General features: G+C 42.1%; 15 protein-coding genes and 1 pseudogene. 6 read left to right on the top strand and 10 right to left on the bottom strand.

Features of this window, described 5'->3' with window-relative positions; genetic code table 11:
• Positions 1-13 precede the first annotated feature (13 nt).
• Positions 14-2,272 (bottom strand): YgiQ family radical SAM protein, encoded by a 2,259-nt coding sequence (locus AACW06_RS08225; RefSeq protein WP_192074699.1) that lies wholly within the window; start codon positions 2,270-2,272, stop codon positions 14-16.
• Between the two features lie 182 nt (positions 2,273-2,454).
• Between AACW06_RS08225 and AACW06_RS08220 the strand changes: the two genes are divergently transcribed.
• From AACW06_RS08220 to AACW06_RS08210, 3 genes are all read left to right on the top strand, one after another.
• Positions 2,455-4,896, top strand: coding sequence for an EAL domain-containing protein (locus tag AACW06_RS08220; RefSeq protein ID WP_192074698.1), 2,442 nt, complete (start codon positions 2,455-2,457; stop codon positions 4,894-4,896).
• A gap of 63 nt (positions 4,897-4,959) precedes the next feature.
• Entirely contained in the window at positions 4,960-5,640 is a 681-nt protein-coding gene (locus AACW06_RS08215) for a hypothetical protein (RefSeq protein WP_192074697.1), read from the top strand.
• A 69-nt stretch (positions 5,641-5,709) separates the two neighbouring features.
• Positions 5,710-5,910, top strand: coding sequence for a DUF4250 domain-containing protein (locus tag AACW06_RS08210; protein WP_053309304.1), 201 nt, complete (start codon positions 5,710-5,712; stop codon positions 5,908-5,910).
• A gap of 16 nt (positions 5,911-5,926) precedes the next feature.
• Here AACW06_RS08210 and metR read toward each other — a convergent pair whose 3' ends face one another.
• Positions 5,927-6,838, bottom strand: coding sequence for an HTH-type transcriptional regulator MetR (gene metR, locus AACW06_RS08205; protein ID WP_192074696.1), 912 nt, complete (start codon positions 6,836-6,838; stop codon positions 5,927-5,929).
• Positions 6,839-7,101: 263 nt separating this feature from the next.
• Here metR and metE point away from each other — a divergent pair, with 263 nt between their 5' ends.
• The gene (gene metE / locus AACW06_RS08200) at positions 7,102-9,390 is read left to right on the top strand and encodes a 5-methyltetrahydropteroyltriglutamate--homocysteine S-methyltransferase (protein WP_192074695.1); all 2,289 of its coding nucleotides are present in this window, start codon (positions 7,102-7,104) and stop codon (positions 9,388-9,390) included.
• 67 nt (positions 9,391-9,457) lie between these two features.
• Here the strand turns inward: metE and AACW06_RS08195 are convergent, their stop codons facing one another.
• The 5 genes from AACW06_RS08195 to AACW06_RS08175 form a co-directional block, all read right to left on the bottom strand.
• On the bottom strand, positions 9,458-9,847 hold the full coding sequence (locus AACW06_RS08195) for a GspS/AspS pilotin family protein (protein WP_192074694.1): 390 nt from the start codon (positions 9,845-9,847) through the stop codon (positions 9,458-9,460).
• A gap of 1 nt (position 9,848) precedes the next feature.
• Entirely contained in the window at positions 9,849-10,145 is a 297-nt protein-coding gene (locus AACW06_RS08190) for a YciI family protein (protein WP_053309308.1), read from the bottom strand.
• 89 nt (positions 10,146-10,234) lie between these two features.
• The gene (yciA, locus tag AACW06_RS08185; protein ID WP_053309309.1) at positions 10,235-10,636 is read right to left on the bottom strand and encodes an acyl-CoA thioester hydrolase YciA; all 402 of its coding nucleotides are present in this window, start codon (positions 10,634-10,636) and stop codon (positions 10,235-10,237) included.
• Positions 10,637-10,747: 111 nt separating this feature from the next.
• Entirely contained in the window at positions 10,748-11,311 is a 564-nt protein-coding gene (locus AACW06_RS08180) for a septation protein A (RefSeq protein WP_192074693.1), read from the bottom strand.
• An 87-nt stretch (positions 11,312-11,398) separates the two neighbouring features.
• The gene (locus AACW06_RS08175; RefSeq protein WP_192074692.1) at positions 11,399-11,650 is read right to left on the bottom strand and encodes a hypothetical protein; all 252 of its coding nucleotides are present in this window, start codon (positions 11,648-11,650) and stop codon (positions 11,399-11,401) included.
• Positions 11,651-12,098: 448 nt separating this feature from the next.
• On the opposite strand from AACW06_RS08175, the gene tnpA reads away from it, so the two are divergent.
• Positions 12,099-12,503, top strand: coding sequence for an IS200/IS605 family transposase (tnpA, locus tag AACW06_RS08170; protein WP_192074691.1), 405 nt, complete (start codon positions 12,099-12,101; stop codon positions 12,501-12,503).
• 134 nt (positions 12,504-12,637) lie between these two features.
• Here tnpA and AACW06_RS08165 read toward each other — a convergent pair whose 3' ends face one another.
• The 3 genes from AACW06_RS08165 to AACW06_RS08155 form a co-directional block, all read right to left on the bottom strand.
• Entirely contained in the window at positions 12,638-14,239 is a 1,602-nt protein-coding gene (locus AACW06_RS08165) for a xylulokinase (protein WP_192074690.1), read from the bottom strand.
• Between the two features lie 235 nt (positions 14,240-14,474).
• On the bottom strand, positions 14,475-15,551 hold the full coding sequence (locus AACW06_RS08160) for an alcohol dehydrogenase catalytic domain-containing protein (RefSeq protein WP_192074689.1): 1,077 nt from the start codon (positions 15,549-15,551) through the stop codon (positions 14,475-14,477).
• Between the two features lie 72 nt (positions 15,552-15,623).
• The gene (locus AACW06_RS08155; protein ID WP_192074688.1) at positions 15,624-16,373 is read right to left on the bottom strand and encodes an SDR family oxidoreductase; all 750 of its coding nucleotides are present in this window, start codon (positions 16,371-16,373) and stop codon (positions 15,624-15,626) included.
• Between the two features lie 403 nt (positions 16,374-16,776).
• On the opposite strand from AACW06_RS08155, the pseudogene AACW06_RS08150 reads away from it, so the two are divergent.
• A pseudogene (locus AACW06_RS08150) lies at positions 16,777-17,104 on the top strand (IS1 family transposase); the annotation flags it as partial.

Raw genomic sequence — 17,104 nt, 5'->3', positions numbered from 1 at the left:
CTGATAATATTACCTAGCCTCTTTGCGGCTTGCTCTTAGAGCCCGGGCGCGAAATCTGGCTATTCCCACCTCGTTTCCCTGCACTGTTCTTGTTGTTTGCTGTGCTACTAGAGCGTGGTTTATTCGGTGAAGTTCCTGCTTCTTTACGCGGATTTAGTGCATCAAAGCCAGGCTGAGTTTTAGTGTGTTTGGTGGCAAAACGGTTTGCACCATGACGACCTGATTTACGACGTTGTGCTGGTGTACGAGCATCCAGATCTTCAGCAGGTACTAGGCAGTTAGGTCGGTCACCAATCAAATGTTTTTTACCCATATTGATCAAAGCTTCACGAATGATTGGCCAGTTTAGTGGGTCATGGTAGCGTAATAATGCTTTATGCAAGCGGCGCTGACGTTCACCTTTCGCCACTGGCACTTCTTCGCGCTTTTTATACTTCACACGTTTCAGCGGGTTGGTTTCTGAATAATACATCGCCGTCGCGTTACACATAGGTGACGGGTAGAAGTTTTGAACTTGGTCACATTCGAAGTCATTAGATTTCAGCCATAACGCTAAGTTCAGCATATCTTCATCTTCAGTGCCCGGGTGAGCCGAGATAAAGTAAGGGATCAGATACTGCTTCTTACCTGCTTCAGCGCTGTATTTTTCAAACATCTCTTTAAAGCGATCGTAAGTGCCCATGCCTGGTTTCATCATTAGATCAAGTGGGTTCTTTTCGGTGTGCTCTGGAGCGATTTTTAGATAGCCCCCCACGTGATGCGTCACTAGCTCACGGACATATTCTGGTGATTCAATTGCCAAGTCATAGCGTACGCCAGAAGCAATCATCACTTTTTTGATACCTTTTACTTTACGCGCTTCGCGATATAAATCGATAGTGTGTTTGTGGTCGGTATTAAGTTTGTTACAGATCCCCGGGAATACACAAGACGGACGGCGACAGTTCATCTCGGCTTTTGGGTCACTACAACCTAAACGATACATGTTAGCCGTTGGTCCACCCAAATCAGAAATGGTTCCAGTAAAGCCAGGCACTTTATCGCGTATCTCTTCCATTTCATTCAAAATTGATTCTTTAGAACGGTTTTGAATAATACGCCCTTCATGTTCGGTGATAGAACAGAATGAACAACCGCCAAAACAACCACGCATGATATTGACCGAGGTTTTGATCATATCGTAAGCCGGAATTTTCGCCTTTCCATACATAGGGTGAGGTACGCGGGCATAGGTTAAACCAAATACGTAATCCATCTCTTCAGTGGTGAGTGGAATAGGCGCTTGGTTAACCCACAGTTCCCGGTTTCCATGGCGCTGTATTAATGCGCGGCCTGAATATGGATTGGTTTCTAAATGCAGTACACGGCTGGCGTGGGCATAAAGAATACGGTCATTGTTGAGTTTTTCAAATGCAGGTATACGTACTGCTGTCGTGGCTGCATCATGACGAGAAGGACGAATCGTGATTGGTTTTGCTTCGGCTTCTTTTTCTTGATTGGTTTCGCATTGTGTTTCCACCGCGTATGGGTTTATCGGTACAAATGCTTTGCCCGGTTTTTCAATACGAGATGAATCAATAATGGTGTAATTTTCTGGCTCGGAGGCAAGGTTAACCGCCGTGCCGCGAATATTAGTCATGCTCGCGATGTTCTCGCCATCGGCCAGGCGGTGTGCCACTTCAACTAACGCACGTTCTGCATTACCAAACAGTAGAATATCAGCTTTGGCGTCAAACAAGACGGAACGGCGCACTTTATCCGACCAGTAATCGTAATGCGCAACGCGTCGTAAGCTCGCTTCAATTCCACCAAGCACAATCGGTACTTCTTTGTAAGCTTCGCGGCAGCGCTGCGAATAGACAAGCGTTGCTCGGTCTGGACGTTTACCACCCTCGTTATTCGGTGTGTACGCATCATCATGACGTAATTTTTTGTCAGAGGTATAGCGGTTGATCATCGAGTCCATATTGCCGGCGGTAATACCAAAAAATAGGTTTGGTTTCCCCAGAGCCATAAAGGCGTCTTTGTTGTGCCATTGTGGCTGCGCGATGATACCGACACGGAAGCCTTGCGCTTCCAATAGACGGCCAATGATCGCCATGCCAAAACTTGGATGATCAACGTATGCGTCACCAGTGACGATTACGATGTCACAACTGTCCCATCCTAGCGCATCCATCTCTTTTCTACTGGTTGGCAAGAATGGCGCAATTCCAAAACACTCTGCCCAGTATTTTTTATATTGATGAATAGGAGTGATGTTGCTGTGCATATTTTGACCTCTGATTTATTAGCCGGGCATTATAGCGATTAAGATCAAGACTAGCCAGTTCTAGCTACTTCACAATTCGAAACACTAAAATTATGAGATCATATGAATAATAACGTTCTATACTTGTCATTAACTCACGGAGTTTATTATAGAAAATAGCAAATGCAGAAAGGATACAGACCATGGTAGACGTTAGTTTGCAGAATAGACAAATGTGGTGGTCTTTCAACATTAATAACTCAGATTTTGATTGTGATAAACACATGTTTGCCACTCTTTTCCCTGATGATTCAGTACCGCAAAAGATCAACGATATTTTGAACTATATGACGCAAGATATTGCCGCCCATGCTAAAGCAATCTTTACTAACGTATTGAAAACAGGAAAAAGTAACCAGTTTTCTTGTTGCCTAGTTACCCAGTCCTATGCATTTTGTTTTGTCAGTTTTTCTGTATCCCTTGAGCAACGCGGTATATTAAGTGGACTTGTGGCTATCTTGCTGTGTGAAAAAACGCGAGTCAGCGTGGCGGGGTTATTCCAAAGTATTATCAATAACCAACACCATGGTATTGTGATCTCTGACAGCCAAACACGTATTTTGGCTTGTAACACTTTATTTGAAAAACAAACTGGTTATTTGCAGCAAGAGTTACTCGGTTGTAAAACCAATATTTTTAATGCTGGAAAACACTCGCCAAGTTTTTTTAAACAAATGTGGAGTGATATTGAAACCAAAGGTTATTGGAATGGTGTGGTTTTAAACCGCCATAAAAAAGGTTACGCTTCGCCACGAGATCTAACGGTTCAGAAAATACAACTAGAAAGTGAGGATAGTTATTATCTTGGTTTAACGTTGGATGTTTCCCAAAAAAGAGAAGTAACGGCGCAAGTCGAAATTGATGAGGTCGATGTCCACACTCAGTTACCTACTAAGAGCAAGCTTATCTCTCTACTCGATCAAATCTGCGAAGTGGGTAATCACAATCGTTTAATTATTTTGATGGCCTTAAACCCTATATTTGAAGGGGATTTCGCCTATTCTGATCGTAAACTATTTTCAGATATGCTGCTCAGAAGTGCGACCGCGCGTATTTCAGGCTACTTAGGCGCTGATATTTTTGGTGTCTGCTTAGCAACAACCTGTGAAGCGAATACCAATCAAAGTGCTCTGATTTCGTCAGAAATTAAGGCGTTTATCTATGAAATTAAAAATGAAATGCCACCGCAAATATTTAAAATGATTTCTAAGTGCCGGATTGGGGTTTCAGTGTTTGGACAAGATGCAAATAGCCCTAAACACATGGTCTCACATGCGATACAAGCGATGTTAGAGATGCATGGCGGCCAAGGTAAATCGGTTAATTTCTATCAAAGTAGTATTCATGAACAGCTTCAACGACGAAAAGCGTTGGAGGATTTAGTGACCAAAAAAATAGCTACTGGTGATATTACTGTCTATTACCAAGCGATTGTCGACGCGAAAACACTCAAGATCGCTAAGTTTGAAGCATTGTGCCGTTTTACTAATGAAGCCGGAGAACTGCTCGATACGCAAGAAATGATCACCATTGCTGAAGATCTCAATATCATTCCTCAATTGGATAAAGAAGTGGCTTTGATCTCTCTGCGAAGTTTAGCTACTTTGCAAAAGGCATTCGGTTCAGAGACAGGAATAACGATCAACCGGTCTTTGAATACATCACTAAGCTCAGATGCAATACTAAACAACACCGCAGCCATTATTAAAAGTAGCGGTTGTAACCCCAAACACATCACGGTGGAATTGACGGAAAGTGCCTATTTTTCGAGCCAAGAAGCCGGGGGGAAGTCCTATGACGCAATGAATGAATTGCGCAAGTTAGGTGTATCTATAGCGATTGATGACTTTGGCACGGGTTACTCTTCCTTTACTTATTTGAGTGATCGCCAATTCGATTTATTAAAAATTGATAAGGAATTTGTGACGGATATTGCAGTTGGTACTCGTAAGTACAGTATTGTCAAAATGGTTACAGACCTTTCTCATACTCTAGGTGTTAAGGTGGTTGCCGAGGGGGTGGAAACCGAACAAGAAATGAAAGTGTTAAGAATGCTCGGTGTTGACTACTTGCAAGGGTATTTATTTTCTAAACCGTTACCATTAGAAAATATTGCTCATGCGAATCGTTACAAAGCACATTTGAATGTGGTTAATACAACTGAAGATGAAAGCGATAGGGCCAATACATTATTGCTCTTGGTTCGCTCAAACGTGCCTAGGCTAGACCCTGGTGATTCCATTTTCTTAGCTAATCAGTACGTTCAAGCAACGGCTCTCGACTCACTGCCTGTTATCAACAATGGGCAGTGTGTGGGCTTAGTCGATAAAGCCGCATTGAATTTACACTTGAGTCCATCAATGGGCACGGAACTTGAAAATGCAAAAGAAAGCGTTATTTGGAAGCGCCCTGTCAATCAGCTAATGAGCACAACCTTCACTCAATTAGATGTTATGACGGAACTATCAACGGTTACTCACCTAATTAAGAAAAAAATCCCTTTTCCTTGGGTGCTTGTACGAGAGGGAAGATATGTAGGGATAATAACGGCAGATGATGTTTTGATGCATCTGAGTACGAACTGACTTCTAGTCAGCTGAATAAATTTGCTATCATCGCGCCCAGACACATTTTAATGGCCATATAGCATGATTCAATCGTTACTTTCTGTTTTTGCTCCGATGTTACTGGGCGCACAAATTATCTTGACTCTCGTATTAGTTAGAGGGGAGATTTGTCCGGGGCAACGTGGGCGTATTCACCGCTTATTGCCAGCGATTGGCGTTTTGTGGCTCGCGGTGGCTTCTCTTAAAATTGAAGCGTTCATGGTCGTATTTGCCATTTTCTATTTTTACTCTCAAGTACAAACCAAGAAAACACGTGATGAAGGCCCATTATGGGTACTTTATCTAGCTAACGGGTTGTCATTAGCTTATGTTGCCATTCTGGTGTCTGAGCAGGCGAATTGGCCAGCATCCGTTGCCAATGTGATATTAGTGGGTTTACTTGGAGCATGTTTTTCTCATCTACTGTTGACGATTGCACGTACGCGTCTGCAAGCATTTCATCGACTACTTCCTATCATCGGCATTTTATGTGCGATGGGGGTTGCACTTTGTGTTGTACCGAAAGCATATGGCTTAGATGATCAAGCGTTAACACAAGCGACATTGGCTTTGCTAACCAGTTTTGGTTTGATGATCGCAGGAATTATCGCCTGGTGTTGGCATATTTTATTTTCAAAAAGTGCAGAAAAAATCCAGTTAGGTATTGCCCTACTGTTTATGTTAGCGGCAAGCACAAGTTTCCAAGGTTTATTTATTCTCTAGATATTGGTCACTTTTTGCAGATGATTTTGCGACTAGGCTTTCATTATCTCTTTGGTAAAGGAGCTTGTGATGGACCTAAGTAACGTCAGCCGCTTTGATAGTGTTATTTTACTGGGCATTGTGAATGAAAAACTGCGCTTAGAGTGCGATAGCTTTGAAGAACTTGCCAGTATGTACGAAATGGATGTGGAAGGTGTTATTGGTAAACTAGATGTCTTAGGTTACCAATACGATCCACTGACTAACCAATTCAAATCCTATCCACGTTAATATTTTTGTTTAACTATCAAGCCATCTTGATGCCATCAAGGTGGCTTTTGCATTGTTGTCGAGCAGTGACGAAAAAAGCTTGCAGATAATGTTTATCCTTTTCGCTATGACGGGTGGCTGCAAATAACCGCCGCCATAAACCGTTACCTAATGGCTTACTGGTGATCAGTCCTTGCCTAGAAAATTCACTGATTGCCCAATTAGGCAGTGCGGATACCCCTAAACCTGCAGATACCATTTGTACCAACATCAATGTGTTATCAGCTTGTTTCCATTTTGCCGGCTCAATGCCTGCGGGTTGCAGAAAGTGTTTTACGACGTCCAAGCGGTTTTTTTGGACCGGATAAGTCAACATGGTTTGCGAGGCTAAATCGCTAGGTTCGATGATCGTTTTTTCTGCAAGAGGGTGGGCGGTTGAGGTGATAAGACGCATTTCGAAGTCGAATAGGGGCTCGTAGTGGACTTCGGAACGAGGCAAAATATCGGAAGTTATGACAAGATCAAGTTCTCCAGCTAGCAAAGCGGGTAAGGGTTCAAAACCGAAGCCGGATGAAAAGTCTAACGTGACACTTGGCCAAGCCAATTGATATTCCTTTAATGCTGGCATTAACCACTGGAAGCAAGAGTGACACTCAATTGCCATGTGCAAACGCCCATTTACGTCTTCTTTCAGACTCGCTAATTCGTTTTCAGCTCTTGCCATTCTGGGTAAAATTTCATCAGCAAGCTTGAGTAAAATTTTTCCCTCCGAGGTGAATTTTACGGGACGAGTTTTGCGTAAAAACAACTGCCCGCCAATTCTTGCCTCTAAATCTTTAATCTGATGTGAAAGCGCTGATTGTGTTAAGTGGAGAGACGTTGCGGTCGAGGTCAATGAACCCGAATCTCTTAGCGAAGCTAACGTTCGCAAGTGCTTAAGTTCGATCATTGTGACTATTTCCTCATTATCTCTTGGAATAGATGGCTTTAATTGCACTAACTTACGCTGTATGTAGGGAGCTGTAAACATCTAGATGGCTATTTATTTTGAGGTAACCTAACGTTGTCGAAAACAACATGAATTTATTTAATGAACATGTTGAATAATTGGATGTTGTTCGCTGGCCCATTCAAGTGGATAGTTTAGCCATCTGGACTTCTTAATTATCAAGATAGAAGTTCAACACTACCAAAAGAATAAGGGCTAGGAAGATGACGACAACCACACACATTTTAGGCTATCCGCGTATTGGTGAAAAACGTGAACTCAAGTTTGCGCTTGAAAAATATTGGCGTGGAGAAAGCACGCAAGATCAATTAAAACAAGTGGGTAGCACCATTCGTCAGCACAATTGGGCTCTACAGCAGCAAGCTGGGCTTAGTTTTACAACAGTAGGGGATTTTGCTTGGTATGATCATGTGCTTACCACCACATTGCTACTCGGACATGTTCCTAAGCGCCACAATAATGGTTTTCCTGATTTAGACACTTTGTTTCGCGTTGGCCGTGGTCAATCGCAAGCAAGCTGTGACTGTGCTGGTAGTGCAGCGTCAGATATGACCAAGTGGTTTAATACGAATTACCACTACATTGTGCCCGAATTTAGCCAAGATGATACGTTTAGTGTCAGTTGGCCACAGTTATTTGAAGAAACCAATCAAGCGTTGAAGGCCGGGCATCAAGTGAAACCGGTGTTGCTTGGTCCACTTAGTTATCTTTATCTAGGTAAAGAAATAGAAGAAGGGTTTGATCGCCTCACTTTATTACCTCGTTTGTTAACTGCATACCAAACCATTCTTACCAAGTTAGCTAAACAAGGCGTTGAATGGGTGCAAATCGACGAACCGATTTTATCGTTAGAGTTAGAAAAAGAGTGGCAAGATGCACTAAAACTGGCTTACCAAGTGATCAATGGTGATGTGAAATTGTTATTAACTACCTATTTTGATTCGGTGGTTGATACGCTTGATAAGATTGTTGAGCTGCCGGTTCACGGCTTACATATCGACCTTTCCGCCGCTCCAGAACAGCTTGAAGCTGTAGTCGAAAAGTTGCCAAGTGATTGGGTACTCTCGCTGGGGGTTGTAAATGGGCGAAATGTTTGGCGAGCCAATCTTGCTGCGCTATTAGCTCGTCTACAGCCAGTGAAAAAACAGTTGGGTGAGCGATTATGGATTGCGAGTTCATGCTCACTATTACATAGTCCGATAGATTTAGATCTTGAGCAAAGCTTACCAACGGAGGTTCAAAGTTGGTTCGCATTTGCTAAGCAAAAAGTGACGGAAGTGGCTTTATTGGGCAAGGCATTAGATGGCGATCCAGCCGCTATTTTATCTTGTGATACCTATAGCTTGCCGATTGTAGCGCGTCAGAGTGCAACTCATGTGAACAAACCTCAGGTCCAAGCTCGCGTAAATAGTATTACTTCTGCATTGTCGGAGCGAAGCGCACCTTATGCAGAGCGTGCGCATCACCAAGCAGAAGTTCTTGGTTTGCCATTTTTGCCAACAACAACGATAGGTTCTTTTCCTCAAACAGCGGAAATTCGCACCCAACGTAGTGCTTATCGGCAAGGTCAACTTTCTGAAAGCGAATATGTAGCGGCATTAAAAGGCCACATTGCCGATGCTGTAAAACGCCAAGAGGCATTAGATTTAGACGTATTGGTGCACGGTGAAGCTGAACGTAACGATATGGTGGAATATTTTGCTGAAAATCTTGCGGGCTTTCAAACCACTCAGTTTGGGTGGGTTCAAAGTTATGGTTCTCGTTGTGTTAAACCAGCCATCGTGGTGACAGATATAGAGCGAGAGAAGCCAATAACCGTTAAGTGGTCAACTTATGCTCAGTCGCTAACGTCTAAACAGATGAAAGGCATGCTAACAGGGCCAGTAACGATCTTGTGCTGGACATTCCCTCGTGAAGATATTTCTCGTAAGGAAATTACTCAACAGTTAGCGTTTGCGTTGCGTGATGAAGTCGCAGATTTACAACAGGCGGGCATTAATATAATCCAAATTGATGAACCTGCTATTCGAGAAGGTTTGCCATTGAAAAAGCGTGACCATGAGGCGTATTTACAATGGGCGGTGGAGGCCTTTAAAATCTCAGCCGCCAGTGCGAAACCAGAGACACAGATCCACACTCATATGTGCTACAGCGAATTTAATGAAATTATTGACTCTGTAGCAGCATTGGATGCCGATGTAATTACTATTGAAACATCGCGTTCTAATATGGAACTGCTGAAAGCGTTTGAAGAATTCAATTACCCGAATGAAATAGGACCAGGAGTGTACGATATTCACTCTCCGAATATCCCATCACAGCAATGGATTGAGGGTTTAGTCCGAAAAGCGGCCGAGAAGATCCCAGCGGAGCGTCTGTGGGTTAATCCAGATTGTGGTTTGAAGACACGTAACTGGCCTGAGACTGAAGCAGCGTTGACCAATTTAGTTCTGGCAGCCAAAGCACTACGTAAAGAGCTAACCTTCGACTGATAAGTTCTTTGATCTAATAAAGGCCTCAGATGAGGCCTTATGCAATAAGAGTGCAGTTAAATGATCTCTATTGGACAGTACAGCTTTCTTTAGTTATAGGCTGGTCGATCATCAACTGACCACGATTATTACGGATTTTAATACGGTAAATTAAACCGATATCAAGGTTTGACTTTGTTAAAGAGTCAGAGCAGTAGGTATTAATACTCGTTTCCAATACTTGATCAATAGGTTTAGCACCTTGGTGATCAGCATTATAAATCATCATAATTTCTACAGTGCTGCCTTTTGAATTTGCTCTCATAACCGAAAGAGGACCGAATTCTAAAGGTAATTCACTACTGATGGCACTGGCTCGGTTACTTGCTAACAATTCTAGGTGTTCTTGTTGGTCAGCATTTGAGCTACAGCCAGCCATTAACGTAATAATAGCGGCGACAAAGGCGAATTTTTTCATTTTAAAACACTTTCTTAAACGGCTTAACGATAACGTGTTGATAAACTCCAGCCTCAACATAGGGATCTGCGTCAGCCCATGCTTGCGCTTGCTGTAAAGACGTAAAATCAGCGATAACGGTTGAGCCAGTAAACCCTGCTTCTCCGGGATTATCAGAATCAATGGCAGGCATAGGTCCAGCTGTAAGCAACCGGCCTTCATTTTGCAGTTTTTGTAAGCGCTCCAAATGTTGCGGTCGGACACTCATGCGTTTTTCCAAAGAGTTTTCCACGTCTTGTGAGAAGATGACGTACCACATATTGATGTCCTTATTGATTGATTTTTCAGTCGAAGCCTTAATGTACTCAAACCGATAGAGATTGAAAGTAATCAAACTCAATTTTTTGATCAGCTACCCGGGTTAATAGCTCGTGGACGTCCATTTGCATCGATGGCGACATAGTTAAAAGTGGCTTCGCACACTTGGAATCGATCGCCGACACTATCTTGCTTGATAGGTTTCACCCATACTTCAAGGTTTACTGACATCGACGTTCGTCCAATTTTCGTGCATTCACCGTAGCAGCAGACAACATCACCGACTTTTACTGGCTTTTTAAAAGTAATGCTGGATACAGAAACTGTGACTACTCGTCCACTCGATATTTCTTTAGCTAGAATGGCGCCAGCCAAATCAAGCTGAGACATGATCCATCCGCCAAAAATATCACCATTGGCATTTGTATCTGCTGGCATTGCAAGGGTGCGCAGCAATAGTTGACCTCTAGGAGCGTTATTTTCCTGATTCATTTTTAGACATCCGCAACAAACGAAACAGCGACCAAATGGTCGCTGTGAAATAACTGTCGATTATAGCGAAACAAGACATGATTTACACCCTCAGAGTCCTCGGATGAGTAGTTAGCTGTCCTTAGATTGATTGGTTTCTGTCGCTTTATCTTCTTTAGGTAAATGTTTATAAATAAACACCCCAGTGAGTAGAGTGTAGGCGAAGGTTGCGGCAAGTAATCCGAACACCTTGAAGTTTACCCATACATCTAAAGGTAATCGGTATGCGATATAGATATTTAAAACAGCGCAGATGCTGAAAAACAATACCCAAGCCCAATTAATTTTCGCCCAAACATGGTTAGGTAAAGATAATTCTTTGCCAAGCATCCCTTTGATTGCTGATTTACCCATAATGTGGGTGATAGTGAGACCCAGAGCAAAGACAACGTAGACAATGGTAACTTTCCATTTGATGAAATTATCATCATGTAGGAAAATCGTCATTCCACCAAATACAGCCACCATCAAAAAGGTGATGAGTTGCATTTTTTCTACTTTCTTGTAGAGCGCATAGGTGAGAGCAATTTGTACGGCACTAGCAACAATTAATGCGCCTGTTGCTACGTAAATGTCGTACATTTTAAATAGAGCAAAAAAGATAATAAGTGGTATAAAATCAATCAGTTGTTTCATCAGTATTAACACTTTGGGTTGGGACGTTGGTGACAGTCTAACGAAAAGTACATCATAGCTAAATAGAAAGAGACAATTCGAAACAAATTACCTTTCCCAGCCGCTAGGTCCGAGTTGTGGGATGTCATGTTTGATATTTTCTAAATAACCTTCACTTTTAAGGTTAGCGACCGTCATGAGAAGTTCCTCATTTGTCATTGAAAAACAAGAATCTTTACCTGTAATGAAACCAAGATATTGATGGTACTCGACTTCATTAAAATGACCAATACGGTCAATCATAAGTTCTTTGATTCCATAGTGAATTAAACTGTAATAAGCATTTCTATGTATATCCATGACTGAGACTCCAAGCTCATCCTTCACTCTATGTTAAAAAATCACATATTTGCATTTTTGAAACTGTAGCTGTGTTGGCTATGGCCGATTACCCCAATCACACCGTTTATCTATGCTCATTGGAATGAGCTTACTTGCCGCCGACCTGAAACTTCAAGTTATTTAGGTATAAACACATGAAGGGGAAAATCTGTTCTTCAGCAATATTAATGCCAATGATGTACTCGTCCATTACATGAATCTACAACTTAACTTTAGGCGTACATGATGTGATTTTGCAAATTGCAATGCAAAATAATCGGTCGTGACTCTAACATGGAGAATTTGATTGTCATCCCTAAACCACCGCCTTGGGCAGTGGTGATTGAACCTTGGGGCGATTGCCCGAATGAGTGCCCATGCTAGAAGTAAGCCTCTTATTCACTATAAATAAGAGGAAACTGAAAACATGGGCGATGATAGAAGTTCGTCACATGTATATTGGCGTTGCAAATACCACATAGTTTGGACACCGAAATACAGATTTAAGATCTTGAAAGGGAATGTAGGTAAAGAGCTTTATCGCTCAATCTATATTTTGTGCAATATGAAAGATTGTGAAGTCTTGGAATTAAATGTTCAGCCGGATCACGTTCACTTGGTTGTGATAGTTCCACCAAAAGTTTCGATATCAACGTTGATGGGAGTATTGAAAGGGCGTTCAGCAATCCGCTTGTTTAACAAGTTCCCACATATAAGAAAGAAACTGTGGGGTAATTATTTTTGGGCAAGGGGATACTTTGTTGACACAGTTGGTGTGAATGAAGAAATCATCAGGCGTTACGTAAGGCACCAAGACAAGAAAGATCAATAATATGAGGCGCAGTTAGAGTTGAAGATAAACTAGCAGCGCAGGGATGCCCCCTTATAGGGGGCTTTTTACTTTCAGGGTAGTCTTCTAACATAAACTGTATCAGACTACCTGATTACGCTTAGCTATATACAAAATCACACAAGATTGTCAACGGCCGCTTGTTCGATAACCAACCCACGTTTATAGCGCTGCATAAACTGTTCAGCACCATTCACATCGGCTTCAGTTGGAACAATGACACTCTCATTACCATGAGCAAACACTTTATCATTCAAAAATTCAGCAAGTGTTTCCCCTAGAACATTGTTGACCCGATAAGATGCCAACAATGCAATGCCCCACGCCCCACCTTCTCCAGCGGTATCCATCACCGCAACGGGAGCATTTAGTGTACCGGCCAACAATGCTTGCGCAACTCCTGGTGTTTTGAACAAACCACCGTGGGCCATTATTTTTTCTAATTTTAAACCTTCTTGCTTAACCAGCATATCAATACCAATTTTCATCGCGCCAAATGATGACTGAAGATTGACTCGCATAAAGTTCGCCAGATTAAAACGACTATTGGTCGAGCAAACAAACAACGGACGCCCTTGCTCAAACCCTGTAATATGCTCACCGGATGTATAACCATAAGCAAGGAGCCCACCACAATCTTTATCGCCCAAAAGCGCTTGATTATATAACGAGCTGTACAGTTTATTGATGTCAACTTCTATTCCCATCGCCACCATCGACTCTCTAAATAGAGAGACCCACGCATCAATATTCGAGGTGCAATTATTGGAGTGTGCCATAGCAACGAGTTTACCATCTGGTGTCGTCACCAAGTCCAACTCCGGATAAACCTGTGATAACGTTCCTTCAAGAACTAACATGGCAAATATAGAGGTTCCCGCCGACACATTCCCTGTATTGGCGGCAACACTATTTGTTGCTACCATACCAGTTCCTGCATCGCCTTCTGGCGGACATAAAGAACAGCCTGCTTGTAATCGCCCCGAAGGATCAATTTTCAATGCGCCCGCTTTCGTTAGCTGACCAGCCTCTTGTCCAGCTTTTAGCGGTTTAGGTAAAATGTCAAAAATCTTCCAAGAATATTGTTTCTCTGCTACCAATTGGTCAAATTTATTGAGCATATTGCCATAATAATTTCCCGTCGTTATATCTATTGGGAACATGCCAGATGCGTCCCCAATACCAAGTACTTTCTTTCCGGTCAATTGCCAGTGAACATAGCCAGCTAAGGTGGTTATGAAGTCAAGATCCGTCACATGAGGTTCTGTATTTAATATCGCCTGATAAAGATGAGAGATACTCCAACGTTGTGGCGTCGGGTGGTTAAACAATTCCATTAATACGTTAGAAGCCTGAGAAGTATAATTATTCCGCCAAGTGCGAAATGGAGTAAGCAAATTCTCTTGCTCATCAAAGGCCAAGTAACCGTGCATCATACCACTGACGCCAATCGCTGCCACTTTGGTTAATCGGACTGAGTGCTCTCCATAGACACGGTTTACTAAGTCTTCATAAGCTTGTTGAATTCCATTCCAGACATCGTCGAGATCATAAGTCCAATTGTCATCTTGATAACGGTTTTCCCAACCATACTCACCACTGACAATTGGTTGATTTTTCTGATTTATCAGAACCGCTTTAATTCGTGTTGACCCTAACTCAATGCCTAGAATGGCATTACCAGAAATAATTGTTTCAATATCATTCTTTTGTGACATATCAAACTCCCAACGAAAGAGTAATTTACACAAGTCCCAGTGCATCATTGCTTCATATCATTCACTAGCACGAATAGACGTTTATTGTTATTATAATATCGTTTTGTTAACGAAAGTTCTGCGTCCACATGTCAATCGCGTCGACGCTGAGTTATTGAATTGAAGGTAAAAATGGAGGATGACAATAACAGCCTCCATTGATAACCCAAAATTATCAAAAACAATGAATATCCAACTAAGGTATAAGAAGAACTTTTACCGAATTCGGACTAGCAGCAACTTCATAAGCATTTTCCCAATCTGTCAGCGGATATTGGTTAGTTACGATTCCCTTTGATGTAATAAGTCCACGCTCAAACAGATTAATAACAGTTTCGTAGCAATATGGTCCTAAGTGAGCACCACGAATATCTAGTTCTTTACGATCACCAATAATTGACCAATCCGCCATAGTTTCTTTTCCAAATACGCTAAACTCAACAAAACGTCCTAGTTTGCGTATCATTTCTAACCCCTGAGTAACACCAACCGGTGAGCCTGTTGCCTCAATATAGATATCACAGCCATAACCACCAGTGAGCTCTTTCACCATCGCAATTGCATCTTGCTTCAGTGGATTAATCACAACATCAGCACCATAGGTTTTAGAAAGTTCTAAACGATCATCCAATGAATCAATTACAACAAGTATTTTTGGTGTTCTAAGCTTTGCTGCCTGGACCATTCCCAACCCTAAAGGGCCAGCTCCGGCAATAACCACCACATCATTAAAACCAATATCGGCACGGTTTACAGTATGAATAGAACAAGCCATTGGTTCAATGATTGCGGCATCCGCCAGCGAAAGTGAGTCAGGGATCTTGTGAACTCGTGAATTAGGCTTAAACACCATGTATTCAGCCATCCCACCATCAGCAATCTGAGACTGAAAGCCGTACATATCATGGGGTTCACACATCCAGTAATTGCCAGACTTACAGAACATACACTCACCACATGGAATAATTTGCTCAGCAATAACGCGATCACCAATGCTAACATTCCACTTTTTGTCGGCCCCATCTCCGACGTCAACCACGCTACCAAAAAACTCATGACCAGGCACCACCGGGGGCTTAACCCAAGGGTTTTCTCCCCAAAACATATGAGCGCCAGAATGGCATTTCACATCACTGGCACAAATACCACACGCACCAACTTTAACCAATAATTCGCCGGGCCCTGCTTTCGGTGTAGGCACAGTTTCCAAACGATAATCGTTAGGGCCATGATTGATGATGGCCATCATCATTTCAGGAACAGTATTATTCATAACTCAACCTTTTGTTGACGTTAACATTTTGATTTAAACAAGAAATATCAATATCGACACATTGATACCAATTTATAAATCAACGGTGTTAGGTAGGATAACCAGATCACGCACAGTTACTTTCGGATTACGCGTCACCATAAATAGCACAGCTTCAGCCACTTCTATTGGTTGCATTAAACTGCCGTTTGCCAAAGCTTCTTCCATTTTGGCTTTAGGCCAATCATCTAATAGTGAAGTAACCACGGGTCCTGGTAGTACAGCACCAACGCGCACACCATGGGGAGCTACCTGACGTCGAGTAGTATGAACAAATGCTTGAACTGCAAATTTTGATGCGGTGTAAATAGGTTCCCAGATAACCGGAACAACTCCTGCTATTGAACTTGTAAACAAGACATCACCCGACTTTTGTTCAATAAAATAGGGAAGCACGGCACGAACAGAACGAAAAGCAGCATTAATATTAAGATTTAGTACTTGATCCCAAGCATCAGGGTCACCTTCTGCAGCGGCACCTCCAACGTAAGCCCCTGCGTTAGCATGAAAAATATCGAGTCCACCAGCAAGTTCGAGGACTTTATCCAATAAGCCATTTACCGCAGACCCATCCATCAAATCAAGGGGAAGAGCGTAAGCTCCCTCACCCATATCTGAAACATGTCGTTCTAGCTTTTCAATATCTCGGTCTATCAAAACCACTTTTGCACCAGCATTATGTAGTGTTTTTGCGCATTCAAGACCAATACCAGCAGCTGATCCCGTAATGGCCGCGACTTTCCCTTTAAGAGGCATATTTATTGTGTCTACTGAGTGTTCCATTGCATAATCCTTATATTTCAGTCAACATAATCACAGCATCACTTTCTAACAAATATGCAAGTGACCACATGATTAGTTATAGAATTAGTTAAGAGTTACTTTTATGACTCATAGTCAATATATTCAAATCTATCAGTTTTAAATAAAACACCCTAAAAATGTTAACGTCAACATTATCGGGAGTTATAATTTGATATCGTGATCAAACTAACAGTAATGATATGGATTTGACGATACTACCGAGCCAGCAAATAAATGAAAACAGATTCATATGTTCGTGATCATTGAAGATGCTTGATTGCAGGTATAGAGCTTCATTACTTACCCCCATACAGTCCGGTCGAGACTCAAATCGGTGGATATGTGTTAATATAGCCACCTGATTTTTGATTGTTTTTAACTCATGGCTACCATTCAAGTTCAATGTCGCTTCTGCAATAAAACTGAGCCCGTCCGTAAGCATGGAAAGGGGCATTCTGGCTTTCCTCGTTTCAGGTGTCTCGACTGTCGAAAGAGCTTTCAACTCGATTACGTTTATGAAGCCCGTAAGCCAGATGTAAAAGAAAAAATTGTAGATATGGCAATGAATAGCTCTGGTGTTAGGGAGACCGCCCGAGTATTGAATGTCGCATACAACACAGTATTGAGCACTTTAAAAAACTCTCGCCAAGGCAAGTAACCTCAATACCTTTCGATAGAGCAAACATCACTCTAATTTGTGAAGTTGATGA

The organism is Vibrio sp. S12_S33, assembly GCF_963889785.1.
GTDB classification, from domain to species: Bacteria; Pseudomonadota; Gammaproteobacteria; order Enterobacterales; family Vibrionaceae; genus Vibrio; species Vibrio aestuarianus.
This window is presented reverse-complemented; position numbering and strand designations above follow the sequence as displayed.